The 25,604-nt window shown below is 48.4% G+C and carries 24 protein-coding genes and 1 tRNA gene; 15 read left to right on the forward strand and 10 right to left on the reverse strand.

The window, feature by feature from the left end; translation table 11 throughout:
- Positions 1–268: 268 nt before the first annotated feature.
- From LMG33818_RS03700 to LMG33818_RS03710, 3 genes are all read right to left on the reverse strand, one after another.
- Positions 269–997, reverse strand: a complete 729-nt coding sequence (locus tag LMG33818_RS03700; protein WP_442321996.1) for a metallophosphoesterase family protein — start codon at positions 995–997, stop codon at positions 269–271.
- Positions 998–1,069: 72 nt separating this feature from the next.
- The gene (locus LMG33818_RS03705; protein ID WP_442322179.1) at positions 1,070–1,528 is read right to left on the reverse strand and encodes a DUF1249 domain-containing protein; all 459 of its coding nucleotides are present in this window, start codon (positions 1,526–1,528) and stop codon (positions 1,070–1,072) included.
- The gene (locus LMG33818_RS03710; RefSeq protein ID WP_442321997.1) at positions 1,521–2,204 is read right to left on the reverse strand and encodes an NUDIX domain-containing protein; all 684 of its coding nucleotides are present in this window, start codon (positions 2,202–2,204) and stop codon (positions 1,521–1,523) included. Before LMG33818_RS03710 ends, LMG33818_RS03705 begins: the two co-directional genes overlap by 8 nt.
- Positions 2,205–2,508: 304 nt before the next feature.
- On the opposite strand from LMG33818_RS03710, the gene LMG33818_RS03715 reads away from it, so the two are divergent.
- Positions 2,509–3,033 carry a GreA/GreB family elongation factor gene (locus LMG33818_RS03715; RefSeq protein ID WP_442321998.1) on the forward strand — a complete coding sequence of 175 codons (525 nt, stop codon included), beginning with the start codon at positions 2,509–2,511 and terminating at the stop codon, positions 3,031–3,033.
- A gap of 160 nt (positions 3,034–3,193) precedes the next feature.
- The gene (locus tag LMG33818_RS03720) at positions 3,194–3,835 is read left to right on the forward strand and encodes a DUF4136 domain-containing protein (protein WP_442321999.1); all 642 of its coding nucleotides are present in this window, start codon (positions 3,194–3,196) and stop codon (positions 3,833–3,835) included.
- A 253-nt stretch (positions 3,836–4,088) separates the two neighbouring features.
- Here LMG33818_RS03720 and LMG33818_RS03725 read toward each other — a convergent pair whose 3' ends face one another.
- From LMG33818_RS03725 to LMG33818_RS03735, 3 genes are all read right to left on the reverse strand, one after another.
- A complete protein-coding gene (locus LMG33818_RS03725; protein WP_442322000.1) occupies positions 4,089–4,799 on the reverse strand; it encodes a DNA helicase in 711 nt (236 codons plus the stop codon).
- A gap of 390 nt (positions 4,800–5,189) precedes the next feature.
- The gene (locus LMG33818_RS03730; protein WP_442322001.1) at positions 5,190–6,197 is read right to left on the reverse strand and encodes a methyltransferase; all 1,008 of its coding nucleotides are present in this window, start codon (positions 6,195–6,197) and stop codon (positions 5,190–5,192) included.
- Positions 6,198–6,355: 158 nt separating this feature from the next.
- Complete coding sequence (locus LMG33818_RS03735) at positions 6,356–7,123, reverse strand: methyltransferase domain-containing protein (RefSeq protein ID WP_442322002.1); 768 nt, start codon at positions 7,121–7,123, stop codon at positions 6,356–6,358.
- Between the two features lie 168 nt (positions 7,124–7,291).
- Between LMG33818_RS03735 and LMG33818_RS03740 the strand changes: the two genes are divergently transcribed.
- Positions 7,292–7,368: transfer RNA gene (locus LMG33818_RS03740), tRNA-Arg, on the forward strand.
- A gap of 598 nt (positions 7,369–7,966) precedes the next feature.
- Positions 7,967–9,076, forward strand: a complete 1,110-nt coding sequence (gene nemA, locus LMG33818_RS03745) for an N-ethylmaleimide reductase (RefSeq protein ID WP_442322003.1) — start codon at positions 7,967–7,969, stop codon at positions 9,074–9,076.
- A 93-nt stretch (positions 9,077–9,169) separates the two neighbouring features.
- Here nemA and LMG33818_RS03750 read toward each other — a convergent pair whose 3' ends face one another.
- Positions 9,170–10,081, reverse strand: coding sequence for a LysR family transcriptional regulator (locus LMG33818_RS03750; RefSeq protein WP_442322004.1), 912 nt, complete (start codon positions 10,079–10,081; stop codon positions 9,170–9,172).
- 868 nt (positions 10,082–10,949) lie between these two features.
- On the opposite strand from LMG33818_RS03750, the gene LMG33818_RS03755 reads away from it, so the two are divergent.
- Positions 10,950–12,215: a purine-cytosine permease family protein gene (locus tag LMG33818_RS03755; protein ID WP_442322005.1), complete on the forward strand. Its 1,266-nt coding sequence runs from the start codon at positions 10,950–10,952 to the stop codon at positions 12,213–12,215.
- A complete protein-coding gene (locus LMG33818_RS03760) occupies positions 12,212–13,111 on the forward strand; it encodes a polysaccharide deacetylase family protein (RefSeq protein ID WP_442322006.1) in 900 nt (299 codons plus the stop codon). Before LMG33818_RS03755 ends, LMG33818_RS03760 begins: the two co-directional genes overlap by 4 nt.
- A 422-nt stretch (positions 13,112–13,533) precedes the next feature.
- On the opposite strand, the gene LMG33818_RS03765 is transcribed toward LMG33818_RS03760, so the two are convergent.
- Positions 13,534–13,998: a phosphate-starvation-inducible protein PsiE gene (locus LMG33818_RS03765; RefSeq protein ID WP_442322007.1), complete on the reverse strand. Its 465-nt coding sequence runs from the start codon at positions 13,996–13,998 to the stop codon at positions 13,534–13,536.
- A 575-nt stretch (positions 13,999–14,573) separates the two neighbouring features.
- On the opposite strand from LMG33818_RS03765, the gene LMG33818_RS03770 reads away from it, so the two are divergent.
- The 5 genes from LMG33818_RS03770 (at position 14,574) to LMG33818_RS03790 (ending at position 19,908) form a co-directional block, all read left to right on the forward strand.
- A complete protein-coding gene (locus tag LMG33818_RS03770; protein WP_442322008.1) occupies positions 14,574–15,749 on the forward strand; it encodes a porin in 1,176 nt (391 codons plus the stop codon).
- A 446-nt stretch (positions 15,750–16,195) separates the two neighbouring features.
- Positions 16,196–17,152: a metal ABC transporter solute-binding protein, Zn/Mn family gene (locus LMG33818_RS03775; RefSeq protein WP_442322009.1), complete on the forward strand. Its 957-nt coding sequence runs from the start codon at positions 16,196–16,198 to the stop codon at positions 17,150–17,152.
- Between the two features lies 1 nt (position 17,153).
- Entirely contained in the window at positions 17,154–17,942 is a 789-nt protein-coding gene (locus LMG33818_RS03780; RefSeq protein ID WP_442322010.1) for a metal ABC transporter ATP-binding protein, read from the forward strand.
- Between the two features lie 208 nt (positions 17,943–18,150).
- A complete protein-coding gene (locus tag LMG33818_RS03785) occupies positions 18,151–19,056 on the forward strand; it encodes a metal ABC transporter permease (protein ID WP_442322011.1) in 906 nt (301 codons plus the stop codon).
- Positions 19,057–19,059: 3 nt separating this feature from the next.
- Positions 19,060–19,908, forward strand: a complete 849-nt coding sequence (locus tag LMG33818_RS03790; protein WP_442322012.1) for a metal ABC transporter permease — start codon at positions 19,060–19,062, stop codon at positions 19,906–19,908.
- A 99-nt stretch (positions 19,909–20,007) separates the two neighbouring features.
- On the opposite strand, the gene copM is transcribed toward LMG33818_RS03790, so the two are convergent.
- On the reverse strand, positions 20,008–20,403 hold the full coding sequence (copM, locus tag LMG33818_RS03795) for a CopM family metallochaperone (RefSeq protein ID WP_442322013.1): 396 nt from the start codon (positions 20,401–20,403) through the stop codon (positions 20,008–20,010).
- 346 nt (positions 20,404–20,749) lie between these two features.
- On the opposite strand from copM, the gene LMG33818_RS03800 reads away from it, so the two are divergent.
- Positions 20,750–21,301: an isochorismatase family protein gene (locus tag LMG33818_RS03800; RefSeq protein ID WP_442322014.1), complete on the forward strand. Its 552-nt coding sequence runs from the start codon at positions 20,750–20,752 to the stop codon at positions 21,299–21,301.
- Positions 21,302–21,494: 193 nt separating this feature from the next.
- Here LMG33818_RS03800 and LMG33818_RS03805 read toward each other — a convergent pair whose 3' ends face one another.
- The gene (locus LMG33818_RS03805) at positions 21,495–22,109 is read right to left on the reverse strand and encodes a LysE/ArgO family amino acid transporter (protein ID WP_442322015.1); all 615 of its coding nucleotides are present in this window, start codon (positions 22,107–22,109) and stop codon (positions 21,495–21,497) included.
- Between the two features lie 279 nt (positions 22,110–22,388).
- Between LMG33818_RS03805 and LMG33818_RS03810 the strand changes: the two genes are divergently transcribed.
- From LMG33818_RS03810 to LMG33818_RS03820, 3 genes are all read left to right on the forward strand, one after another.
- Complete coding sequence (locus LMG33818_RS03810) at positions 22,389–23,288, forward strand: LysR family transcriptional regulator ArgP (RefSeq protein ID WP_442322016.1); 900 nt, start codon at positions 22,389–22,391, stop codon at positions 23,286–23,288.
- Positions 23,289–23,385: 97 nt separating this feature from the next.
- A complete protein-coding gene (locus LMG33818_RS03815) occupies positions 23,386–24,699 on the forward strand; it encodes an FAD-dependent oxidoreductase (RefSeq protein ID WP_442322017.1) in 1,314 nt (437 codons plus the stop codon).
- Positions 24,700–24,851: 152 nt separating this feature from the next.
- Positions 24,852–25,592 (forward strand): YebC/PmpR family DNA-binding transcriptional regulator, encoded by a 741-nt coding sequence (locus tag LMG33818_RS03820; RefSeq protein ID WP_442322018.1) that lies wholly within the window; start codon positions 24,852–24,854, stop codon positions 25,590–25,592.
- The last annotated feature ends 12 nt before the right edge of the window (positions 25,593–25,604 follow it).

The raw sequence follows: 25,604 nt of genomic DNA on the forward strand, positions 1-25,604 counted from the left end.
CCAACAGGACAACGGGGAAATGCCTATACCCTATAAGCACCATTTCATAACGTCAAAGAATCAGCACGAATGTATTAAAAAGTTCTGGTTATAACGGACAGGAATGTCTTAGTCCCTAAAGTTTTAACCTATACCATCAGAAAGTCATTTAACGGCCCGTCATGGTACTTCCGTGGATGATCACAACACCCCGTTCATCGATCTGTGGGACCACTCTTTAGGCACTGCTATCTAAAACTGAACAATCGTTCATATGCTTTTTGATACGTCATGATGCAATGTCGAACCTTATATCCTCGGCATGAACATGATCCACTTCCAACGTTAGCCTTAAAAAACCGGGCAACGCGTTTTCGGTGTGAAAATCATCCTGAGTCAACGAAAACTGATCGATGCATCCTGGGGATGTCAGCACTCGAATACCATCATGAGTTCTATCAACAGCATGATGAATATGCCCGCTGAGCACTACGGGCTGAATGGCGGATTCACTCAAGACAGCCAGTAAATCGTGCTGATCACGTAGGGAAATTGTTCTCATCCACGCGGGTAATCCATCAAGAGGAGGATGATGAATGGCGAGCAACAACGGCTGCTCGGTAGTATGTAAATGACCTCTTAACTGCGCCAGTTGCCTGGCACCCACCTCACCACCATCCCAACCCTCCACCCAGCTATCAAGGCCCAATAAAACGCGCTCGTCAAAATGCTTATGTCGCAGCAAGGGCTTGAGCATATTCATCACACTAGGGTTATCGTGATTTCCCGGGATCCAGCCCCATTCGACACCCAACGCATCACAGGCGGCCATCACCCTTTGATAGCTGGCGATAGAACCGTCATCACTCACATCCCCTATCAACAACAGATAATCGAACGCTTCGTTGGCAATGACTCGCATGGCCGCATCAAAACGCTGTTGAGGCGAATGCCCACGAATCAATGCCTTGGGATTCGCACACAAATGAATATCACCGAGCTGGATCAGCCGAGTCATGGAAAGGGTACTCCAACCATTCGGAAGAAATCAGAAATTACAGGGAGGCTGTTAGTGAAACGTGGTGTGTTTTTACAGAGAAGACGACACATCAGAGGAGTGCCCATGCGCCAAGGCATGGTCCAGCCATTCCCCGAGGAATCGGTTAAGCTGAAGTTTTTCATCCGGCTGATGCATTTGGGCATTCGGATAACGATACCGCCCTTCAAAATGCCGGCGGCGTTGAAAATCAACCACTTCCGCCATACGCACATCATGATACAAATGAACCCGCATGCGTGGGGACTCGATCAACGATTCGAGAACACCACTTTGGGTAACATTCAATGTCGTCGTGTAAGGGGCCTGATCCGCAATTTCCACGTGCAGGCGACCAAAAACACGATCACTTTCGCCCAGCTCTATATCGATCTGTTCACCGGCTGAACGACCTTGTACCAAGCGTGAGAGCCGCACGAAATTACTCGTGCACTCAGCCTGTAAACTTTTGAGATCGGTAACATAGGCGTTTCTAGGCGTCCGCTTATGCATCATGATTCATCCGGGCACGAAGGGAGGCCCGCTCCTGTATCAGCCACAACATGGCAATCATAATCATTCCATTGTCCATCTTACCGTCCTGCAACAGCTTTTGCGCCTGCGGAAACGGAATGACATGTACACGAATATCTTCCTGTTCCTCTTCCAACCCATGTACTCCACCTACATTGGTACTATCCAGCAGCCCACAGAAGAGGTGTACGCGTTCGGTATAAGAACCAGGGCTTGGATAGTAAGAATACAGAGGGAAAAGCTCACGGATTTCACATCCGGCTTCTTCCATGGCTTCGCGCCTGGCCACTTCTTCTGGAGTTTCGTCGGTATCAATCAAACCAGCAACAACTTCAAGCAGCCATGGAGAACTTTGATCCTGACGCGCTACCACACCTGCTCGTATCTGCTCTACCAACACGACATTATCACGATCAGGATCATATAAAAGTACACCAACAGCATCCTGATGCAACTGTACTTCACGAACAACGTTTTGACTCCATTTTCCGTCAAAACGCTTGTGTTGGTAGGTAATTTTTTCGAACGTAAAAAAACCCTGATAGACAGGTTCTACCGCTTCTATTTTTACATCCGCAGGAGTAAAGCAAAGCGTTCCATGCCCCGTACTCTCTGGATTTTCAGTATCCGGGCACTGGTTGTCGTAATCGCTCATGTAAACTCCTTGTAAAACGAACCGTGTTTACTGCATCATCCCGCTTTCGATACAGTTCATTAAAGATAGCTTTTTAGGTGGCGCCTGAATAGTCATAATTCAAGCATTTAAGGACACTTTAACACCTATTCATGACATATATTGCCTATTCATGGCACATGCCCACCTATCCATATCAGGCACATCATCGCCAGTATGTGACAATCGAAAGGTCATGGGCCAGCGATGCGCCTCTCTGCCTGGAGGATTATTGAATGAGATGGAACAGGCACCACGTCATCAACTCAACGTGTGAGAACCCGTAATGAAAGGTCGCAACATGACGCGTTGGCGTGATCCAGCGAAGGATCCACGTCAGGAAGCCAAAAGTAATGTCATTACCCGTGCCGGTTATGAACACCTGCAAGGGCTTCATCAGCATCTCTCCCGCGTAAGACGCCCGGAGCTTTCACGCAAGGTAGGAGAAGCAGCTGCGCAAGGAGATCGGAGCGAAAATGCTGATTACACTTACAGCAAGCGGGAACTTAACAAAACCATTGGCCGCATTCGGTATCTGGAAAAACGTCTGGATGAACTCAAGGTGGTTGATCGCTTGCCAGATGATCCAAATAGGGTGTTCTTTGCAGCGTATGTCTGCCTTGAGGATGATAATGGTGATGAATTGCATATCCGCATTGTGGGCCCCGACGAAACAGCGCCAGACAAAAAGTGGATCAGCGTGGATTCCCCTCTTGCACGCGCTATTTTGGGAAAACGTTTGGACGACGACATTACTTTCGAAGCGCCGGGAGGCGACCAGCACTATATTGTGACCGCTATTCATTATTGAGACCGAGCATTCGATCAATAAAGAATACGCACCATAATGCATGGTACATGCCGTGTTTTCCTTATTTATTACCTAACCGAACACCGTATTCTGGTGATAGTATGGAATATAGGGTTTAATGATAACTCATATCATTTATATCGCTTTGGAGTAGCCTTGCATGAACAATCCTACAAAATTCAAAGCGCTCGGCTATTTGCGCTACTTGAGCGTACTGTTCCTGCTGTTCTCATTATCAGCATGCAGCAGTATGGTAACACAGCAAGATTATGACCCAAGCCGCAACTTTGCCGATTACCATACGTGGTCATGGGCAAAAACGCCGGTGCTGTTTACACCTGACAACTCACTTACCCGCAGTGGACTGACCGCCGAACGCATTAATACTGCGTTACAGGCACAGTTACCAGGCAAAGGCCTCTCATTTGCGCCAGCAGGTACGCATTCGGACCTGACATTGCAGGTAACGTTGGCTAACGTACAAACTACCGACAACGTACCCAATTATTATGATGGGGGGCCATGGGGCGGCCCTTGGGGTGGTGGCCCGTGGGGATATTATGGTCCCTGGGGATGGGGCAGCGGGCCATGGGGGCCGTGGGGAGGCGGTTATTATGGCACCTCGACCGTCCAATACATGAGCACCGTACTCCAGTTGGACATGTATGACACGCATGATGGAAGACTGGTATGGCGTGGTCGAGCAACGGAGCCGTCGGGAGATCCTTCAGACCCTGCACAAAGAAGTAAAGTCATTGCTGAACTGGTACAGGGCGTTCTCTCCAAGTATCCACCGCCCTAGAGACATTTCGCGACCTTGCTTCGTCAAGAATGACCGTCGGGAGAAAGCCAACTGCCTACTCCCGACACAATGGCCTGAGAATATCAGGCCATTTTCTTAGCATAGCCCTTATCGAACCCGCATCATGTGAGAACACGCCATAGAACGCTGTTCAACCATCAGGCACTACGACAGTAGTTGGCAGCCGCCTCATAACATCATCAAACAAGCCAATGCATTGCGCCTTGGAGACATTCGGCTTCACCCGCCATGATCAGGGGATATTTCGGATCCCTAGCTTACCGGCATGCAAAAAGAAGGCTTTCGTAAACACCCCCGGATCGATAGGGTTCGGCAAGCGTAGATTCTTCATATCAGGCACGGATTTGGTTTCGGGTCGGTAGGTTCTATCAATTTGAGAGATAATGGCAATGATCGAACCAGTTTCATCTGCGAAAGCTCTCAACTCGGCAAGTTGAATGGAGAGTATCGGCTTATGCCGTTGCTGATCCAATAACTGTAGGTAATCTATCACGATCACACTTTTACGAGGAAAATGCTCTAAATAGTCGATCATGAAAGAAGCGCTGATCTTATCGGAAGTAACGACCGTGGGTAGAAGAGCATCGCAATGAAGGTTACCTCCTAGTGCACGGATCCGTTTGTGAGTCTCTTTTTCTGTCCATTCAAGCGTGAAATACACCCCTTTCCACCCCGCTTGAATGGCATCCAGCAATAAGCGGATACCTAGCAGCGTTTTGCCATGGCCGGGACGCGCGCCAAGAATAACCATATCGTGATCATTCAAGCGGGAAAAAATTTCGGGAACAGAGTGCTGCGGATGTTTACTGGCCAACAGGCTCCAGCGTGAATAGCCTTCGTGGCGGGCGACCCTATCAAGGGCTTCATGCAAAGGGATATGTTGCTCACGCGCCAAACCTTTGGCACGCCGTTTCAACTGATATAGTGATATAGAGGTCTTCATTGTGAACGCTCCATAACGAGCTGATTACACAATCCCTCCTTATGTGCCGCTCGAAATAGATCATTCGTGGGGACTTGCCCTGCATGCGTAAAACTACTTTCCCAAGGGAGGGGGGAGGCACGGGTAACACCTGACTATGTTTATATCTCATTCCCTCGTCAGGAACAAGCGCTGCTTTTCACCATCAAAACATACGCAGCTAGCTTGCTGGAATCACGTATTATTCATACCTGAAAGACCAAGACCGCATGAGTATAAGCAGCACAACACCGATAATCCCTCCATTTCACCTAGCCACTATCAGCTGGATGAGGGCTATTGTGCGACATAATCAGTCAAAGAGCTCCCCTTCTCCTGTCTCTTGCCCAAATACCTCGACATAAAAGCACCTTAACGTATTGGTTTAGGCTGAGAAGCCTGATACACGCGATAACGCCCATTGTCCACTAGCACATCAACTTGCCTAAAGACCTCTTCCAGAGGAGCGCGATAAGGCAAAAAGGAGTTCGCCACAATAAACAGCTGCCCCTTGGGCATCAGGCAGCGTACTGCATCACGAATCAGCCTGCGAGCTGGCCCGTAATCAATATCCTGCGCCTGATGAAATGGGGGATTTGACACAATTACATCGAATTTTCGATCGATACCGGACAACATGTCATGTATTTCGACGTCCCCTGACACACCATTCAGTGCCAAACTACGGCGAGTGGCCTCCACAGCAAATGCATCAGCATCCAAAGCACTAACGTCAATTCCCCTGAGTGCCAACCACACGCTAATGATGCCGTCTCCACAGCCCGCATCCAAGGCTGTATTCGGCTCTTTTTTATCAAATACGGGCGCGAGCTGATCCAGCAGGATTTCAGTGCCTGCATCCAACCTGCCGTTGGCAAACACCCCCGGGTGCGATGCCAATCGGATATTTCCAACCTGATACTCACCCCATCCCAGGGTAAGTGGAACATGTGGAGAAGCTGTCGTCGCGAACAGGGAGCAGCGACGAGCATTATCAACCCGAGAACAGGGGAGCTCAGCAGCAGCTAAAACCTTGGGCACCCGTTTGATTCCCCCGTGGTGTTCACCCACGATTTCAATAGGTGTCCCTTCGGGAAGCCAGTGACAAAGTGTTTCCAACCACCAGATCCCCAAGGCATGACTTTTGGGCCAATACAATAGAGCCCCGTGAGGTAATGCTTCAGGCGGTTCGATTCCCAGATGAACATGTTGATGACGTGTGGAAAGAGTTTCCGCTATGGTGATATCCGTCACCCAACAGGAACATACACCCTCCAAAGCCTGAGCAGCATCCCTGGGAAGCGCAACGTGCAACCACTCGTCATACCGGTTGGTAGGCTGACGCTGAAGCAACTGACAAACAGGTGGGGCAACACTCATGAGAACTCCTGACTGACGATTTATCGGTTCTCACCGACATATCCTTTTTTATACGATGAATCACGTGACGACTCATTCGCCCACGTGAACAATACTATCGGCATATAAAGGCAATCTTTTAAATAGCCGAAAGATTCAAGCAAGTTTACTGACAGAACCTAACCCAGTGGACGATACAGTGTGTAATGGAGATAACGCCCCAGACGCCAATATGGCTCTTTACGACAATATGCAAACTCCAACTGCCTCAGCATTTCCAGATCATCTTCGGTGGGGTGTTTTTCTCTAAGATAATCATGAAAAACACGAATGCCGGTAACGCCTCTCATTTCGAGGCCCAGTTCAGCCGTCCATTGAACGATATCATCATGGGTCATCGGAGAGATAGGGGTAAGGCGTGTCCCCTCTCCCTTCCCTTCTAGGCCACCCTTGAGCACCCGTTTTAGATTGCCTTTCACAATATTGGAGAAGCACAGCGCATCTTTATTGAAGACCATTAGTGACAACCAGCCCCCCGGCTGTAATTGATCAAATAGCGCTTGCAAGCCCTCCTTCGGATCTGCCAGCCATTCCAATACCGCATGGCAAAAAATACGTGGCCACGGACCCAGTGCCAACGTACCCAACGCTTGCAAATCCCCCTGCCGACATATCACAGAGTAACCTTCAACGCGTTGCCGGGCGGCTTTTAACATATCAGCCGCTGGCTCCACCAGTGTGACATCATGCCCACGTTCAGCGGCCCATCGAGCCATAATACCAAGACCGCCCCCTGCATCCAGAATCGGCTCACTGGAGAAAGGGATCTCCCGCTCGATCGTTTGCTGCAAAAGGGCTAGCCGCAACTGGCCTCTAGAAGCCCCATAAAGCGTGCGTTCAAACTTATCGACCATCGGTCCGGTGAAATGGCGGTCGGTTTTTGTCATGGGAAATTGGCTCAGGATGGTGACTCAAGGGCGCACAAGTGTACTCGCAATAGCAACGTAGGGTCCATTCCATGTAAATTCCGACTTTCGTTTGTGCCTTCAACATCCTATAATCCCCACCCGAAAAAGTCTGCTTACTCTTTTTTGTATTGAGCAGATCCTCCAAGTGCCCTTATAGCTCAGCTGGATAGAGCGTCCCCCTCCTAAGGGGAAGGTCGCAGGTTCGAATCCTGCTGAGGGCGCCACTAACTCCTCTTCCTTAACTCTATAAAAACCAAAAACTCCATAAAAATCAGCATTTTAAAATATATTTTCATCTTACTCCATCCTGAAGCATCCAAAAGCTTCCCCATTCTAATGTGTATACTTTCGGGTATAACCGCTCAGTTAGATATTGAGGTTCTACCCATCCATGCCTCTTACCGCCCGTGTAGTACAACTTACCAAACCTCGTGAGAAAACCTTCTTACTCACTGATGGCCGGGGATTAACCGAGCAACGTAGTTGAAGGCATATCAGGCATAGATAGAAAGCCTAGAGCTTGCCTATTTTAAATAAATCAACGCGGAGACTATCTAATGAATATTTTCCCTATCCATACGGATGAGGATCTTGATAAGGCCTTTGAGCGTGTTGATCAGCTGTGGGGAGCCTCTCCAGGAAGATGTATTGGAGATTTATCGCCCCATATTATGAGACCATATATATCCCTTTAAAAACATATAGTTATAGATATAATTCCAACACAATCGTACTCCCCCTTGATGTTATCCCCTCTAATCCATAACTTCTCCCCATATTCATTGTTGCACTAATGCAACGGGAAGGAATTCAGGAGATAACATGAACTATCCACATCTGTTTGAGCCTCTGAAAATAGGCCCTATCACTGTCCCTCATCGTGTATTCATGGCGCCACTTACACGCTTGAGAAGCCGTGAGCCAGGCGATGTTCCTACTGAGCTGATGCAGGAATACTACAGCCAACGTGCTACAGCCGGCTTGATCATCACAGAGGCGACCCAGGTTTCATTTTCTGCCAAGGGCTATTCCGGTGCCCCGGGGCTGCATACCCAGCCGCAAATTGATGCATGGAAGAAAATCACTGATGATGTGCATGGCAAGGGTGGCCAAATTGCCGTTCAGCTATGGCATACGGGCCGTGTTTCACACAGCTCCCTGCATGCAAACAATGCTGCGCCCATAGCACCTTCAGCTATTACTGCTGATGCACGCACTACCCTGCGCGATATCGAAGGAAATGTACTGCGTGTTCCCACTTCACGCCCACGAGAAATGACCAAGGCTGATATCCAGCAGTTGGTTGCCGATTACCGCCAAGCAGCAATCAATGCAAAGGAAGCAGGTTTTGACCTTGCTGAAATACATGCTGCTCATGGCTATCTACTTCATCAATTCCTCTCACCCGAAGCCAACCAGCGCCAGGATGAATATGGTGGCTCCATTGAGAATCGTGCCCGCATAGTGCTGGAGGTAACCGATGCCATGATTGAGGCTTGGGGGCCTGAACACATTGGCATCCGCCTGTTTCCTTTTGGAGGCTTTAATGGGGTCGAACATGAATCAAGCGAGGAAAATGCCAAGGCATTTCTCTATCTGGTAGATAATCTGGAAAAACGTCAGATCGCCTATCTGCATTTGTCAGAACCCGATTGGGTAGGCGGCAAGCCAGTAACCGATGAGTTCAGGAAAGACCTTCGTGCTCGCTGGAGCCATTCTATCCTCGGTGCTGGTGGATATACGCCAGAGAAAGCCGAAGACCTGATTTCCAGGGGATTGATCGATGCAGCTGTGTTTGGTCGTCCCTTCATTGCCAACCCCGACCTGCCCGAGCGTTTCAAGGCCGATGCCGCCCTGAACGAACAAAGGAAAGAACTCTTCTATTCCAATGGTGCGGAAGGCTATACCGATTACCCAACTTTGGATCAATAAAAGCTTTGCTTATCTAAAAAAAGAGGAAGGTGGGACTGACCACCTTCCTCTTTTTTATCCTGGTTAGCGCCAAGGGTTATTATCACCGGGATATTATTTATCCCATGGCAGGATTGGTTGCCATTCCTCTACCAGGAAATCAATAAATAGCCTAATGCGTGGCGACAAGAATCGCCTACTGGGATAAATAACACGAATAGGCTCTGATTGTTCCGCATAGTCTTCCAACAAGGGAACCAAGTCGCCTGATTTAAGTGCGTCCTTGACCAGGAAAGACGGTAGATAGGTAATGCCAAGCCCTGATAAAGCAGCCTTTAACATGGCTTCTGCATCATTCATGTTTAATTTTACCGGGCCAGTATGTTGCCAGGAATGATCTGCCGATTTGAAACTCCAGGTTCGATAATAATTTGCGTTCAGGAACATGATGGTGTCATGCCCCTCAAGCTCATCAGGCGATACAGGTATTCCCTTTCGTTCCAGATACGCCGGTGACGCACAAGTAATCATCTCCTGAGTCCCCACAGTTCGCGAGAGGATACGGGAATCCTGTAGTGGCTCGCCTATGCGAATGGCAATATCAATGCCCTCTTCAATCAGCTCTACATAGCGATCAGTAAAAGACACTTCCACCCGCAAGCCAGGCCAACGGCGAAGAAAACTTTCCAGCAACGGATAGATATAGCGATTCCCCAATGCTTGGGGTGCCGAGATTTTCAGCACGCCTGTTGGCGCTTGTCTACGCTGGGACATGGTGTCTTCCAGATCCTCCAGCTCGGAAGTAATCTGGCGGCAACGCTGGTAGAAAACATCCCCTTCATCCGTCAAGCTAAGTTGCCTGGTGGTACGATTCAGAAGGCGTACCTCGAATCTTTCTTCCAGACGCAGAATGCGTTTACCCACCGTTGAGCGTGAAAGGCCCAGCTTGCGTGCAGCATTCGTATAACTTCCAGTATCTACAACGGTGATAAAGGTCTCGATATCAACCAGGCGTTCCTTGTCCATGCACGCTTTCCTTGAAAGGCATTGGGATTATCCTGCCATGTTAACTGAATGGCTGCATATGGGCTAATGAGCCCGTTAAATATACTCAAAAACACCAGTTCAATAATCCTGTGTTGCACTTAGAGCTGGAAACCACCGGGTATAATAAAAGGTATAATCAGACACGAAAAACAATTTAAAATCATTATTAACAACAACTGTATAACATGTTCGAATCCTGCTGAGGGCGCCACTAGCTCAATGAATTTTAACGTTTTTTACTGCACTCTCTTTTAGGGGATAATCCAGCATTTTCTCACTGTGCTTAAAATGTGTCGTTTCCATTATTCGACAATGTCCTTTTTATTACACTCACCTTTTCTTTCAATAATCCCAGCCGATTAAAAACTGATCCAATCCTTATATCCCAGAATAAAACGAATACTTAAAGGATCATTCTACGATGCTCATATTTTGCAATAGCCCTATTTTTATCTGATATTCATCCATTATCTGAATCTTTGCTTGAAGCGGCTATAGGCTTTGATATCGACAATGGCCGTCGACCTTAATGCATTAAGTGAAAAAACAGGTAACCTGTACATCAATGAGGTAAGAAGCAGTTACGTCTACGCTATATCGCACTCGTACCCTCCCACGATTCAGGCCCCGCCATTGAGCGCCGCAACTTTCCTCTATACCACAATGCAAAGGCTGAATATTGCGTTGTATCACTCATTTCCCCTATTGCCTTGAAATCACCCACCATCGATGACTAAATTGGCGATTCATGGCATTTTTTAACAAATGACTGGTAGCAGAATTCACAAGAGAATGCTCTTGCCTCTTCATTCACTCATATCCCAACAACAAAGAACAGGAACGTCCGATGGCCGCAGAGTATGAGCACGAGGCCGTGCCCGCACATGCAAAACGTAGTCTTTTTTCGGTAGCAGCTGTCTGGACCGGCTTCCCACTCGTGATGATCGGCGCCTTTGTAGGAGGCGAGATCGTTGACTCACTGGGTTTTTTACGCGGCATGGAAGCGATTGCAGTAGGCAATTTAATACTAGCTGTGTATGTTGCCTTTTTGAGCGCTCTTGCGGCGAGGGAGAGCAAAACATTCGGATTAAGTGCTAAACATCTTTTCGGCCCAATAACCGCGAAGATTGTCTCAATCACTCTCTCCACACTAGTGGTAGGATGGTTTGCAGTGCAAACAGGATTGGCAGGCACAGGTGTAGTGCAATTAACGGGCTTACCCGCCTGGATCTCCACGCTACTGATTGGCATCGTTTTCATTATTATGTCTCTATCAGGTATGCGTATCCTGAAACCGTTGAGTATTATCTCCATCCTGCTTTTTGCTGTTGTCGCTATAGTGAGCCTGATCATCAACTTCACCCATAGCAGCGCTCAGCAAATGGTGGCTTTTCAACCGGATAATCATCGTACTGTGTCTTTCGGTATCGGATTAACGATGGTGATATCCTGTTTTATCGATTCAGGTACACTCACTGCAGATTTCACGCGCTGGTCAAAAACGCCATCTCAGGCAGTGATTGCCTCTCTTTGTGCATTCCCGTTCGGCAATATGATTCCAATGCTTCTTGGAGGGATAGTTGTAGCCAGCCAAAACTCCTCCAGTGGTGATTTTTCACACCTCCTCAGCCAATGGGGGCCGGCCATGGCTGCTTTTGGAGCACTCTTTTTTGTCGTGAACTGCTCATCGGTTGCGGTGCATGGTCTCTATAACGCAACCGCCGGTTGGAGCGCTCTCTTTCCCCTATCCTTCAAGTCAATGACCATCACATTGGGGATAATAGGACTCGTGCTGGCTATTTCAGGCATTACAAACTGGCTTACCAACTGGTTGGAGCTATTGGGTATTCTGGTCCCGGGAATCGGCGGTGCCATTATGGGCTGGATGATCTCCCGTGTTCGTCATTACGTACCTAAAATCATGGCTCTGGCCTGGATACTTTCCATTCTGATCGGATTTATTGTGAATGTTTGGATGCCTGAACTGAGTACTGCCGTCGTGGTCATTCTGATATCCCTGAGTATCTCCTTCATCGGTAGTCGGATGAGTCGGCCAACGAATGTTTATTCAGAACAACACAGCATTTCAGAAAACAAGAGAAGCCAGTCATGACCGATACGGAATGGAAGCACCACCTTTCCCATCACCATCGTTATGAAACGCGTCCCGTGGATCTCTGGTCGCAGCATACGTGGCCCAATGGCAAGCGGTTGGCACTTTATGTGGCCATGAATCTCGAACACTTCTCGTTTGGTGATCCAGAAGGCGCCAAAATAGCGCCTCCCAATCAGTTGGATATACTCAACTACGCTTGGCGGGATTATGGTAACCGTGTAGGTGGCTGGTATTTGGCTGACTTGTTCAAAAAACTCAATATCCCGCCTGCCTTGTTGATGAATACGGCTATCCTTGATGACTATCCGGCATTGGCTGATGAATGGTTGTCTTGCCCGGGGGTTGAACTGATTGGTCACGGGCACACCAATAGTGAGCGCCAGGGGGAGCTGAGTACTGAGGCAGAAAGCGATATGATTCGTTATTGTCGTGAACGTCTGCAATCATACTCTGGAAAAGAGGTAAAAGGCTGGCTTTCCCCATGGATTTCAGAAAGCAGTATAACGCCAGAATTACTTGCCCAGCACGGATTCAGTTACACGTTGAATTGGGCTCATGATGATCTGCCGACAGAGCTTCATACCTCTACAGGAGAGCTTCTCTCGGTTCCGTATCCGCAAGAGGTAAATGATATACCAACGATTGTTCCCAATGGCGCCAGTATAGAAACGTTCTGCAGTATGATTGAGAGCCAGTTTGCTGAACTCATGGAAAGAAGCAAATCCTCCCCACAAGTCATGGGCATTGCACTCCACCCTTATATAGCAGGGCAACCTTTCCGCTTTCATCAATTGAAGAAGGTACTAAAACGTTTGATGGAGCACCGGGAGGAAATCTGGATCACGACACCAGGTCACATTGCAGCTGCATATACCTCGATGGTAGAAAAATAGGCCAAATAACTCGAACGAGACAAAATCTACCATGGAAAAGCAGTCGGCGTATTAGGATAGTGAACCCCGTCTTTAGCATGCAAGCCCAATTTATTGGGCTTGTAAGCGACGGGACCGAATCCGGTGATAAACCAATACGCTGGCTGGCCATGATCGCGAAGAAATCATTCTCCAGCACCTAGCAAAAGGGAACTTTATCTGGCAACAGAAGTCTCAATGAGTGTTCCCTTGAATGATCCTTGACGCCCAGCCCCTTGCTGGGCTTTTTTTTGGTTTTTCATCCGAAATGGTACACCGCTTGCGTCCCACTCACCTTCTCTGACAAAACCGGTGGGATGACAAGGGAGCAACTTGTCCCTTCATCATCCTCTTCCACTTTTCTTGAGTATCACTATTGAATGAAAAGTGTGAAACGCACTGAATTATGCGGTCTCATCCTGTTGTACCTGCTTACCTTCTTCCAGCGGGTCGGTAGAAAACTGATGTGCAGCAAACCTGACAGCGACTACCGAGATAGCTAACAATAGTATTCCCAGGCACGGATAAAGCATTGAATAGTTGGGCTCATCATGGTGGGAAATATCACCGATCAAATAACGCGTCAGGGAAGTAATCCCGATATAGATTAGAAACCGGACCGGCATTTTGTGTGTCTTGAAATAAATGCCGATCATGGCACCGATTTCAAGGAAAATGAACAACAGCAAAATTTCATCAATAGTGATGTGACCCCGTTCTAGGCAGTGAACGAAAAAGCTGATGGCGGCCCATAGATTGAAGAATCCCAGGCCAAAGAGTCCAAGAAAATGTAAAAAGTCAGACGTTCTGTCGCCCCACTTCGCCATCCATTGGTTACCCTTGCGATTAGATGCATTGTTTTTGGGCATTGTTACCCTATCCCTTCTTTAATCTCTAGATAATCAACACTGCCACACCGAGAACCTACAATGCTATCAACGTATGTGGCCTGGAAACCTGTTTTCTTCCTGATTAGACACAGTTGGCATCGTATTTTCAATGACAACAGCATAAATGCTTCTTCACCTTGCCAGTATCTGCCATGTCGTATCGGAGCTTCAGGGCACAGCATATTAGCTAGCGTCAATTCATTTGAGAAGAGGAAACGCCCTCTTATCCCTTCCATGTCCATTATTGAGAGCTTCATTCTTAAAATTAAATTAAAAGCATTTGTTGCCAGGCGGGTTCTGTGTAAAAGTAAGTTATCCACTATTGATTTTGTTATAATATAACATTTAGAATACCGTTTCTCGACGGCGGATTCAGTATGAATCGCAATGGCGCAATAGCAGTATCGCAGGAGGAAGGCCGTCCAGGACACCGATTACTGTTTACGGAGGTGCTCATTCTAAAAGGCATCTTTTCAGCAGTAGCGAATAACAATAGAAACTCATGACGTGGCCACCTTGAAAAAACTTTGACCAAAGGCCGCAGGGAACGACCTATGCCATTATCAAGACTTACACCTTCCGCTCTTGTATTAACACTAGCCAGCACCACCGTAGCTACATGCATGACGTTCAGCACCCATGCAATGGCCGATATTCCCCTCATCAGGGAGGGAGAAGCCAATTCGTTTCTAAAACCGTTAGAATTAAGTGTGGGAGGAAGCGCCGAGCTCGGTTTTGAAAATGCAATGGGCGGCAGCGATAGAGGCGCGGTTGAACACCGCGGATATGCTGATGATTCCAACTATTTTGCCAAAGCCTCGTATCAATTACCCAATGGGTGGAAGCTGCTGGGCTACTACGAACTGGGTGCCAGCTTATTTAAAGCTGTTGGGTGGAATCATCACACTTACAAAAACAAGGGGGGTGAAGGTACAGACACCTACCAACGCGAATTATATGCCGGTATTTCCAATGACAAATACGGTACATTGACCTATGGCAAGCAGCTCAGCGCCTATTATCGAGCCGTGGGCGCCAAGACCGATATTTGGGTGATGGACCAACAGGGCCAAGGCTCCAGTGATGGGGTAGATGATGGTTCTTATGATGGTTCTTTCCGTGCAAAAAGACTTCTTAACTATACGAATAACTGGGGGCCAGTCACGTTATATGCGAGTTACATCATGCCAGCGCCGAATTATTATCTGAAGGATTTTGGGCGCTACAAACGCAAGCATGGTGCGGCATTGGCACTCAATTATCAGATTAACGATCAGCTTTCATGGGGTGTCGCGTATAGCTATACGCGTGCGAGCATCTTCCAGACGGGGCAAAATGCCAGCCAAAAGAATTATAACCAGCAATTGTTGGGAACGGGCTTCAGCTGGACACCCGGTAATTGGACCCTAGCCGCCATGATAGGCTCCTATAAGCACTTCATCGTCGGCAAAGCGAACAATGCACGTGATTATTTCGATAAATCAGCCATTGGCTGGGAATACTTTGCGGGTTATACATTCCCAATCAACCTGCCTATGCTTAAAAGTATCCAACCCTATGTGGCGGGTGATTCCATTCATGGTAAAACAGCCGATGTCGGGCATGAATTTCTCGGTGTAAGCACTTCACTAACAGACAATCTCTCATTGGCTGTGGAACATCAATTTACACACAACACGGGGAAGAACGATCCAGCGGCCACACATATTCGTCTTGAATATGATTTCTAAGGCAAGCTGAAGTCATCACCCTTCAAGTACAGGACTGCACAGGAGAAGACATTCTGTGCAGTCTATCCGCCGAAGAACCTAACCGCCGTTCGAAAAGCTCGAATTCAGGATAGGCCTATGTGCACATGAAAGGGTTACATCTACTTGATTGTGGAGTAGTTACGATGTGTATTGACGATATGTAGCTTCATAACCGGATATTTACCTATCGTTGGCAAAGATCCGGGATTCGCAAGCACACATGCTTCCTACTCACCCATAAAATAATTTTGCCAAAAACAAGCAATTACTGTTGCTCGCCATAATTGATATACTATAACATTATATAATTCCAAGCTCTCAGGAAAGCTCACAAGGCACGAGTGGATAAGTGCATGAGCCATGGCCTTGCTTGAACTACTACGAGCTATCATGTGAATGCATCATAACCTCAAGGGAAGCCGATTATGCTATCGCCATTAAAACCACTCGCAGGTATCAGGATCAGACAGGCGGGCCTCACCGCCGTACTATTGGGAGCGGCTTTTGTAACGACGTTACACACAGCGAATGCTGCCTCACATTCCACCATTCATGCGATTGGTGTCGAAAACGAATACGCGGATGTCATCAAGCAGATTGGTGGGCCTTATGTTGATGTCACAGCCCTTCTCTCCAATCCAAACACCGATCCACATACCTTTGAAGCCAGCCCTCGAGTAGCAAGCCAGCTCTCCAAGGCTCAACTGATTGTGCAGAATGGCGTCGGTTACGATGATTGGGCTGACAAGCTGATCAAAGCACATGCCACCCCCTCACAAAAAGTGATCAATGTTCAACATTTGCTCAAATTACCTGATGATACGTGGAATCCTCACCTTTGGTATAATGTGAAAACGATGCCAGCAGTGGCCGATGCGATTGCTAAACAGCTATCCGCTCTGATGCCAAGTGAAGCTGCCGTTTTCAAGGCCAATGCGACAGCATTCAAGGCATCGCTTGCCCCCTGGTACAACGCTATAGATAGCTTTAAGAAAGCACACCCGCATACAGCCGTTGCAGTCACTGAACCTGTCAGCGACTACCTCCTGGAGGCGATGGGCATCTCCATTAAAACTCCGAAGGGCCTTCAAACTGCAGTGATGAATGGCGTAGATCCTTCTCCGCAGGATGTCAGTACACAAAACACGCTCTTGAGTCAGCATCAGGTGCATGCCTTTGTCTATAACCAGCAGGTCACCGATTCATTAACCAGCTCGTTCCTTTCGAATGCGCACGCTCACAATATTCCTGTGGTAAGCGTTTATGAAACGATGCCGGTAGGCTATCATTATCAATCCTGGATGCTGGCAGAAACCAACGCACTTGAACGCGCGGTGGTGAACCACACCTCAACCGAGCAATTGCACGCAGAATCTCATTAATATGCCAGAAGATGTTGTAAATACCCCGTCCCTTCTAAGGGTCGACAACCTGAATGTTTCCCTCTCAGGGCGAACTGTACTTGATAACGTTTCCTTTGAACTCGGGCCAGGGGATTTCTGTGGGCTGATTGGCTCCAACGGGGCGGGTAAAACGACATTACTACGAGCTATTCTTGGATTGCAGACATTCTCCAAGGGGCAAGTTCTTTTCAACGGAAAACCGCTGAGGTCCGGAAGCGCCGAAATAGGCTATGTACCACAAAAGAGTTCGATTGATCCGGATCTCCCACTACGCGCTCGTGATCTTGTCGCATTGGGATTGGATGGAAATCGCCTTGGACTTCCATTGGGATCAAGCCATCGTCAGCAACGTGTGGACGAGATATTGGATGCGGTAGGGGCTGAATCCTTTGCCGATCAACGCATAGGCAATCTCTCGGGCGGTCAACAACAACGCATATTGATCGCCCACGCATTGATCAAACAGCCAAAGTTACTTCTGTTGGATGAACCGTTGGCCAATCTGGATATCAGTAGTGTTGCCGATATCGTGCATACATTGGGTGAGCTTTGCCACCAACATGAAGTCAGCCTGTTGTTGTCGGCACACGATATGAATCCACTCATGAAAATGATGACGCGAACGGTTTATCTGGCGAATGGAAAAGCAGTCAGTGGAGAAACTTCTGACGTCGTTCAACCAGAGGTGTTAACCAAACTCTATGGGTATCCCATCAATGTTGTCAGAAGTCAGGGGCAGGTCTTCGTAGCCGCAGCACCCCCTGAGTGAGCCAGGCCCCCGTAGAAAAGCACATTTACATTGCTTTATTTACACTGCCAAGCCCCTTGTTTTCACCATATACTTTTACAGCCTCTTGTTTTATGCAGCACCGGCTACCGACACTGATTTATGATTATGTCAGTGGTCCATCATCAATATAAGAAAATTATCGCCATACGTTAGACCGCAAGATGCTTGAGCACAGGAAATCACATTAATGGTATTGCAGAGTCTCTTTGAACCCGGCCTTTGGAGCAGTCAGCCTGTCCATGTGGCGATGCTTCTGGGCGGTGGGGCTGCCATTGTCTCCGCTGTGGTGGGCATTTTTACCATTATACGCGGCAATACCTTTGCTGGGCATGCGCTCTCGGATATCAGTGGCGTGGGTGGATCTGCCTCGTTCCTGCTGGGGCTCAATCCCTTGGCGGGTTTTGCCATCATGGGCATTTTAGGGGCAATGGGAATTGAGTTGGCTTCCTCAAGAAAGAGCACAGACCGCTCCATGGCGACAGGTATCGCGTTAGGCGCAGGGCTCTCCCTTTCAGCACTCTTCCTCTATTTAAACAGTGAAATCCATAGCACGACGGGAGTCACATTTACAGTCATGTTTGGCTCCATGTGGAGTGTCAATCCTTCCATGATCCCGTGGATATGTGCCACGGGCCTGATCGCCCTGTGCTTAATGTTACTGCTGTATCGCCCTCTTATGCTGAGTTGTGTCGATGTGAATCTTGCACGCATCAGGGGAATAAATGTGCCCGTTATTAACCTTGTATATCTTGTTGTACTGGCTCTCTCCACTGCGCTTTCAGCACTGACCATCGGCGCCATACTCTCTACCGCCCTATTGATTGGCCCTGCCTCTGCAGCACTACATCTTTGCAAACGCCCCGGCTGGGCAATTGTGATTGCCTGTTTGATCGGCACATTCTGTACCTTTGCAGGTATCATTCTGGCCTACGACAGTTTTTACTGGACGCCCGAACATGGCTGGCCTGTCAGTTTTTTTGTTGTTGTGCTGATTTTTCTTTGCTACCTGATGGCAGCATTCCTGCCAACGCTTAACCGCGTTTTTCGTACCTGCGTCACTCGCCGTTTCACGCCCACTCGTTACGAGTCATAGCCCATGTTTTCAAGTTTCATGACCAATGCCTGGGTGATAGGCACCATTGTCGCCATCATAGCGGGAGTCATCGGCTTTTTTGTGACCTTGCAAAAGGCCCCCTTCGATGCACATGCCATACCCATGAGCTCATTTGCAGGTGCAGCCGCCGCTACCTGGCTTGGCATCAATCAGCTATACGGTCTAACCCTGTTTGCACTGCTGGGTATTACTATTATAACGCTTCTGCGCAAAACGACGCGTCATGAAGTGGCAACAGCCCTCACACTCGTCGCATTGCTTGGCACAGGTGCATTGTGTTTAAGCATGACCCGCGCATATGCACAGGCCGTTTTCGGGCTGATGTTCGGTGATATTCTCGGTGTTAGCAATGAACAAATTCTGCCCGTTCTGATATTGGGGGGAATAGCCGTTGTTATTGTTTGCCTGCTCTATCGTCCACTACTTCTGATGGCTGTCTCACCTGAGCTCTCTTTTGCCCGTGGCGTCCGAACGAGCGTCGTTTCACTGGGTTTTCTGATCGCCCTGGCACTGGCGACCATCGTCGCCCTCCCTGTGGTGGGTGCGTTACTGGTTTTTAGCCTGATGATTACCCCACCTGCCAGTGCTCGCTTGCTCACGCAACGCCCACTTATCGCATTGGTCCTTTCCATCGTTATTGCTTTGGTGATTATCTGGTGCTCTATTGCATTATCTTATATCACCAATTGGCCAATCGGTTTTTATGTAGGCGCTTTGGGAGCGGGCATTTATATATTGGCAAGGACGGCGCGGCGGTTCGCATCGATATTCTTGAAAGACGAGCAACCTGGTGGCAACAAGCCACACCCTTCAATACATAACGCTGATTGATGTTCGATAATAAAAAATCACGGGAAGGCATTATCCATCCCGTGACTTCCTATTCCGACACTGGCAACTTCGCCAATAGAATGTCTTCGATGTCAGGTATTATTTACGCTGCTGATGAGTGGCAATCCACTTTTTGAGAATCCCCACTTCATGCTCCTGCGCTTTGATAATGTTACGCGCCAGCTTCCTCATGTGAGGGTCTTTTCCGTATTTTAGCTCCACTTGTGCCATTTTGATGGCACCTACATGATGAGGCAACATGCCTTGGGCAAAGGCAAGGTCAGGGCTGTCACTTTCCATACCTTTCATCATGTTCATATGCATTGTTTTCATGGACGAATCCAACTGCTCATGCATCTGATTATCCTGTGAACTACTCAAAGGCTGAGCGCTGGCCGCCAGGGCTGATACGCTGAAAGTACCTGCAAAAAGAGCCGCCCCCATAGTGAGAAGCGTTTTCTTGATCAGTGACTTTTGGGTAAGTATGGTATTCATGAAGTAAATCTCTCAATAACAAAACAATTGAAAATAATCTGATCACGAAAAAGAATGAGGCTTGCCACCATGGCAAGGTCAACCCTCATCGTATTGTCAAAGAGAAAAGTGTGTTCCCGCTGAAATGCGTATGCAAGCAATTCGGGAGGCTCGCTCATATTCGCAAGGGTTAGCCGCATTTCGATATGAACTTTGGCAGGCACAATTCAGTCATTAATCTCCTTACCATGGGATGATGAAAAGACTGACTGCCAACATTTTCAACCGATAATTACAGCTACTACGATCTTCTTTTCCCTGATAGGCTTTACGTTGAACTCTCACTAACCTGAACAGGAACATCGACATGTCCTTAAGCAAGGAATCTACCGCGCTGATCCTCATCGACCTTCAAGCAGGCATCGTAAAAAGTGACAAAGGCCCATATTCTGCTGATGAGATAGTCACTAAAGGCAAAGCGCTTGCAGAAACATTTCGCAAGGCTGGCGCCCCCGTTGTACTCATCAAGGTAGGTTTCAAAGCAGGTGAAGGCCCCAGCCGTAACGTCAGCAACCCTTCCTTGCCGGAGCAAACCCCCGAAGGTTTCGATACACTCGTGCCTGATTTGGAGCATGATGGCGACATCGTGATACAAAAACACCATTGGGGCGCCTTCACCGGAACTGAACTGGACCTCCAACTACGCCGCCATGGTATTAAAACAGTCGTTATTGGGGGAATTGCGACCAACTTTGGTGTCGAATCCACGGCGCGAAGTGCCTGGGAACTGTCCTACGATGTTGTTATTCCTGAAGATGCCTGTACATCCCGTAACGCAGAGCTTCATGAATTTTCGATCAATAATGTTCTCAAACAGATTTCGGTTGTGACTACCACCGATGAAATTACGCTGGATTAACATCATCTGATAAAGAGTGTCTAAAGCGCGTGTGAATCGATGAACGTATCCAGGCACACTAAAAGGGCTGAACCCGGTACAATACCGAATTCAGCCCTTGATGAAATCAGCTTGGCTAACCGTCCCACTTTTGGGAGCCCGTTCATCGTTATGGACTTTTGATATCAGTTACATCATTCTGGCGTGATACACGTTAAATGGCTTCAGTAATCAATACCATGGATAACCCCAGCATCAGGAAACCGATCACGCTATCCAGCGTACGCCAGGCTCTGGGTTTTCGGAAAACAGGTATCAGCAATCGGGCCCCATAGCCGAGCATCAGGAACCACAAAATACTGGCGCAGCTTACACCAATATAAAAGGAAAGCGCCCCTCCCCCCTTGTAATTCAATGAAAGGCTCCCCATCAGCACCAATGTATCCAGATAAAAATGCGGGTTCAGGAAAGTAAATGCCAGACATGTCAGCGTGACATGGAACCATCCCTGTGATTCGGTTTGCGCTGCAGTGAGGCTCATCCCTCCCTGTAAGGCACGTCTTAGGGAAATAACGCCATAAGTGATCAGAAAAACAGCACCAATCAGCCTTACCCACTCAGCAAAACGTGGCATATTATGGAACAGGGCGCCCGCCCCACCAATGCCTACCCCCATCATAACGACATCACTCAAAATACAAATCGTCACCACAAGGCCCACATGCTGGCGCGTCAGCCCCATCCTAAGGACGTAGGCATTTTGAGCACCAATGGCTACGATAATGCCAAGTCCTGTGATCAATCCTGTAAAAAGTGCTGAAAAAATCATATCTGCATTCCAACGGTGAAACTGCCCCGTCCATAGAGGTGTGAATTATTGGAAGCAGAATGCCTATCAAAGCCACATGAAACAAACTAAATATTTTAAAACAGCATTAGATTTTCTAATGTAGAATAACCATCGTACCGTTTTGTAAAATGACAGTAGTTGTAAAGGAATAACAGCGGTTGTAAATAATCGTGTTTCTAAAATGGTAGAGGTCTCACGTTGATTACCTCGCGCATTTTTCATTGAATGAATCTGGTTGCAAGACTGAACGGACCCGGTATGGCTATTGATCTGCTTCATCCACAACTGAGCGCCTTTATTGCTGTGATAGAAGAAGGAAGCTTCGACGCAGCCGCTCTTCGATTATCCGTCACGCCTTCTGCCATTTCACAGCGTATCAAGGCATTGGAGGACCGTCTGGGGCAACCATTGATTGTCAGACAAACGCCCGCGCAACCCACCTCGGCTGGTAGCAGGCTACTGCGTCAGGTACGCCAAATGCAGGCGATTGAAGAAGAAGCCTCGCAGGAGTTCGTTACCACAAATAACGCCAGTCCATTCACGCGGCCTGTGTCAATTGCGCTAAACGATGATTCCCTACAAACCTGGATCTTGCCGGTACTCGGGGAACTCCACCGCCGGCGGGGCATGTTGTTTGATATCCGTATGGACGATCAGGCACATACACTTGAAATGATTCGAAATGGCACGGTACTTGGGGCCATCAGCTCAGAAGCAAAACCTCTTCAAGGGTGTCGTTCCATCTCTCTCGGTGCCATGCGCTATGTAGCCATTGCGTCACCAGCATTCCAGCGAAAATATTTCAGTGAAGGGCTGAATGCGGCAACACTGAGCCACGCCCCCATGCTGGAGTTTGGCCGGAAGGATGAGTTGCAAATCGATTTTATTGAGCGGATGACGCAGCACGCTCTTTCACCACCAACACAGTACCTCCCCACAGCGATCGGTTTTGTAGAAGCCGCCATACAAGGGCTCGGATGGGGGCTAGTGCCAGACATCATGGCGACAGAGGCATTAAAGACGGGGAGTATCATAGACATAGCCCCCCATACGCACCTGGAAGTTCCCCTGTATTGGCAGGTTGTGAGGGTGAGTTCGTCTACACTGGATGAATTAACACGGGCACTTGTCAACGCCGCCAGTAAAGTACTACATTAGGCTCCATATGAGAAACATTCTCATCTAATTTAGGTATTCCAATGCCTGACACAGCTTCACCATCTTTACTGACAAAATACCATACTGAGAAAAAACCATGTCGCCTGTTCATCCCGATTCAATAGATACAGCAAAGAACACCGACGCCACCCGCGATGCGGAATGTATTGTGGTCGGAGCGGGACCTGGTGGCCTCATGTTAGGGCTACTATTGGCGCGGGCTGGTGTACAGGTAACAGTAATTGAGCGGCACAAGGACTTTCTGCGGGATTTTCGTGGTGATACCGTACATCCCTCCACACTGGAAGTCATGCATGAACTGGGCTTGTTACCGGCCTTGCTTAAATTGCCTCATACACGCGCTGACAAATTATATGCCGAAGTGGATGGCAAGCAGATAACGATGGCTGATTTCACCCATCTTTCGATCACTTGCCGCTACATCGCTTTCATGCCGCAGTGGGATTTCCTCTCGTTTCTAGCACAAGAAGCAGAGAAATATCCGAATTTCCGCCTGATGATGAACACGGATTTTAAACATCTGCTACGTAATGACGGAAGCATATCAGGAGTAGTGGCCATGCAACCCGAGGGAGAAATAACCCTACGCGCACCATTAGTGGTAGGTGCTGATGGTCGGCATTCGAAAATCCGTCAACAGGCAGGTTTCGAGATACAGCAATTCGGTAGCCCCAGTGATGTTTTATGGATGCGCTTTAGCCATCAGCCGGAAGATCCGCCGTATGTCATGGGCCATGGCGGCCCACGAATGGGCATCGTCATGATCGACCGCGGGGAGTATTGGCAATGTGGCTATGTGGTCCGCAAAGGCTCATTCGATGCGGTCAGGGAACAGGGGCTTGAAGCATTCAAGGCCACACTGGCCCAGTCCTTACCTCTCCCTGAATCACGACTACAGGAGCTGACGGGCTGGCAGGATATTCACTTGTTGCAAATTCGCATCGATAGATTGAACACGTGGTGGCAACCAGGGCTACTGTGCATTGGTGATGCCGCGCATGCAATGTCACCGATTGGAGGTGTCGGGGTGAATCTGGCCATTCAGGATGCAGTGGCAACTGCAAATATTCTGGCCCGTCCGCTGCGTGAACATCAACCGCTCCCACCTTATCTCGCGAAGGTGGAAAAACGCCGTCGTTTCCCGACACATGCGACCCAACGCATGCAGCTGATGATGAAGCGAAAGCCCTCAGCAAAGCAAGACGCGGCAGCGGGTGGAACCACTCGACAGGGGCCGCCCGGGTTCATCAAGGCGATCGCTCGCCTGCCAGTATTGTCGCGTCTGGCTGGCCGATTGATGGGATTGGGATTCCGCCCTGAACATGTGGCTGATGTAATTCGACATGCTCCCTCCGGCACCACCAGCGACAGATCAGGTACCCCACCATAAACGCCGGCCCCATTGAAATCGTCAGTAATGCCCATAGTTTTATGACATAGTGTTATTAACACGCCATTTACTTCAATGAATACACGATAGAGGCTGCAAAGCTGGGCTCAGGTCGAGTAAACTGCTCGGGTCATTAATTTTGGGAATTACCGATGGGACGGACATTCGAAAACCGCAAAGCGTCAATGGCCAAAACGGCTGCTGCAAAAACCAAGGTCTACAGTAAATACGGTCGCGAACTTTACGTATGCGCCAAGCAAGGTGGTCCTGACCCCTCCCACAATCTTTCTCTGCGCAGCATGATCGAACGAGCCAAGAAGGATCAGGTACCGGCTCACGTCATCGATAAAGCGCTGGAAAAAGCCAAGGGCGTGGGCGGCGAAGACTATGCACCGGCTCGTTATGAAGGGTTCGGCCCCAACAGTAGCATGGTGATTATTGAGTGCCTGACAGACAACCCCAACCGCACATTTGGCGATATTCGGGGTTGTTTTTCACGTACCAAGTGCAAGCTGGGCACGCAGGGTACGGTGTCACACATGTTTGATCACAGCGCCGTTTTCTCTTTCAAATCCAGTGATGACCGTAATGAAGAATCGGTACTGGAAGCATTGATGATGGCCGATGTAGATGTGACCGATATTGAAGAAGATGACGGGCAGATCAACGTGTTCGTCCCTCCGACGGCATTTGGTGCTACCAAGCAGGCATTGACCGACAACTTCGGCGAAATCGATTTCGATACTGAAGAAATTCTCTTCCTGCCGCAAACAACCATGACTCTGGAAGGGGATGACGTAGCCACATTCGAGAAGTTGATCGACATGTTGAATGATCTGGATGATGTTCAGAACATTTATCACAATGTGGAACAGGAAAACGTTGCAGAATAATTCACCGATTCA

Source organism: Cernens ardua (assembly GCF_051251085.1).
GTDB lineage: Bacteria > Pseudomonadota > Gammaproteobacteria > Pseudomonadales > Halomonadaceae > Cernens > Cernens ardua.

Excerpts from the sequence above, each read along its gene's own strand:
- LMG33818_RS03700 (WP_442321996.1), bottom strand. The coding sequence starts at position 997 with ATGACTCGGCTGATCCAGCTCGGTGATATTCATTTGTGTGCGAATCCC.
- LMG33818_RS03705 (WP_442322179.1), bottom strand. The coding sequence starts at position 1,528 with ATGCATAAGCGGACGCCTAGAAACGCCTATGTTACCGATCTCAAAAGT.
- LMG33818_RS03710 (WP_442321997.1), bottom strand. The coding sequence starts at position 2,204 with ATGAGCGATTACGACAACCAGTGCCCGGATACTGAAAATCCAGAGAGT.
- LMG33818_RS03715 (WP_442321998.1), top strand. The coding sequence starts at position 2,509 with ATGAAAGGTCGCAACATGACGCGTTGGCGTGATCCAGCGAAGGATCCA.
- LMG33818_RS03720 (WP_442321999.1), top strand. The coding sequence starts at position 3,194 with ATGAACAATCCTACAAAATTCAAAGCGCTCGGCTATTTGCGCTACTTG.
- LMG33818_RS03725 (WP_442322000.1), bottom strand. The coding sequence starts at position 4,799 with ATGAAGACCTCTATATCACTATATCAGTTGAAACGGCGTGCCAAAGGT.
- LMG33818_RS03730 (WP_442322001.1), bottom strand. The coding sequence starts at position 6,197 with ATGAGTGTTGCCCCACCTGTTTGTCAGTTGCTTCAGCGTCAGCCTACC.
- LMG33818_RS03735 (WP_442322002.1), bottom strand. The coding sequence starts at position 7,123 with ATGACAAAAACCGACCGCCATTTCACCGGACCGATGGTCGATAAGTTT.
- nemA (WP_442322003.1), top strand. The coding sequence starts at position 7,967 with ATGAACTATCCACATCTGTTTGAGCCTCTGAAAATAGGCCCTATCACT.
- LMG33818_RS03750 (WP_442322004.1), bottom strand. The coding sequence starts at position 10,081 with ATGGACAAGGAACGCCTGGTTGATATCGAGACCTTTATCACCGTTGTA.
- LMG33818_RS03755 (WP_442322005.1), top strand. The coding sequence starts at position 10,950 with ATGGCCGCAGAGTATGAGCACGAGGCCGTGCCCGCACATGCAAAACGT.
- LMG33818_RS03760 (WP_442322006.1), top strand. The coding sequence starts at position 12,212 with ATGACCGATACGGAATGGAAGCACCACCTTTCCCATCACCATCGTTAT.
- LMG33818_RS03765 (WP_442322007.1), bottom strand. The coding sequence starts at position 13,998 with ATGCCCAAAAACAATGCATCTAATCGCAAGGGTAACCAATGGATGGCG.
- LMG33818_RS03770 (WP_442322008.1), top strand. The coding sequence starts at position 14,574 with ATGCCATTATCAAGACTTACACCTTCCGCTCTTGTATTAACACTAGCC.
- LMG33818_RS03775 (WP_442322009.1), top strand. The coding sequence starts at position 16,196 with ATGCTATCGCCATTAAAACCACTCGCAGGTATCAGGATCAGACAGGCG.
- LMG33818_RS03780 (WP_442322010.1), top strand. The coding sequence starts at position 17,154 with ATGCCAGAAGATGTTGTAAATACCCCGTCCCTTCTAAGGGTCGACAAC.
- LMG33818_RS03785 (WP_442322011.1), top strand. The coding sequence starts at position 18,151 with ATGGTATTGCAGAGTCTCTTTGAACCCGGCCTTTGGAGCAGTCAGCCT.
- LMG33818_RS03790 (WP_442322012.1), top strand. The coding sequence starts at position 19,060 with ATGTTTTCAAGTTTCATGACCAATGCCTGGGTGATAGGCACCATTGTC.
- copM (WP_442322013.1), bottom strand. The coding sequence starts at position 20,403 with ATGAATACCATACTTACCCAAAAGTCACTGATCAAGAAAACGCTTCTC.
- LMG33818_RS03800 (WP_442322014.1), top strand. The coding sequence starts at position 20,750 with ATGTCCTTAAGCAAGGAATCTACCGCGCTGATCCTCATCGACCTTCAA.
- LMG33818_RS03805 (WP_442322015.1), bottom strand. The coding sequence starts at position 22,109 with ATGATTTTTTCAGCACTTTTTACAGGATTGATCACAGGACTTGGCATT.
- LMG33818_RS03810 (WP_442322016.1), top strand. The coding sequence starts at position 22,389 with ATGGCTATTGATCTGCTTCATCCACAACTGAGCGCCTTTATTGCTGTG.
- LMG33818_RS03815 (WP_442322017.1), top strand. The coding sequence starts at position 23,386 with ATGTCGCCTGTTCATCCCGATTCAATAGATACAGCAAAGAACACCGAC.
- LMG33818_RS03820 (WP_442322018.1), top strand. The coding sequence starts at position 24,852 with ATGGGACGGACATTCGAAAACCGCAAAGCGTCAATGGCCAAAACGGCT.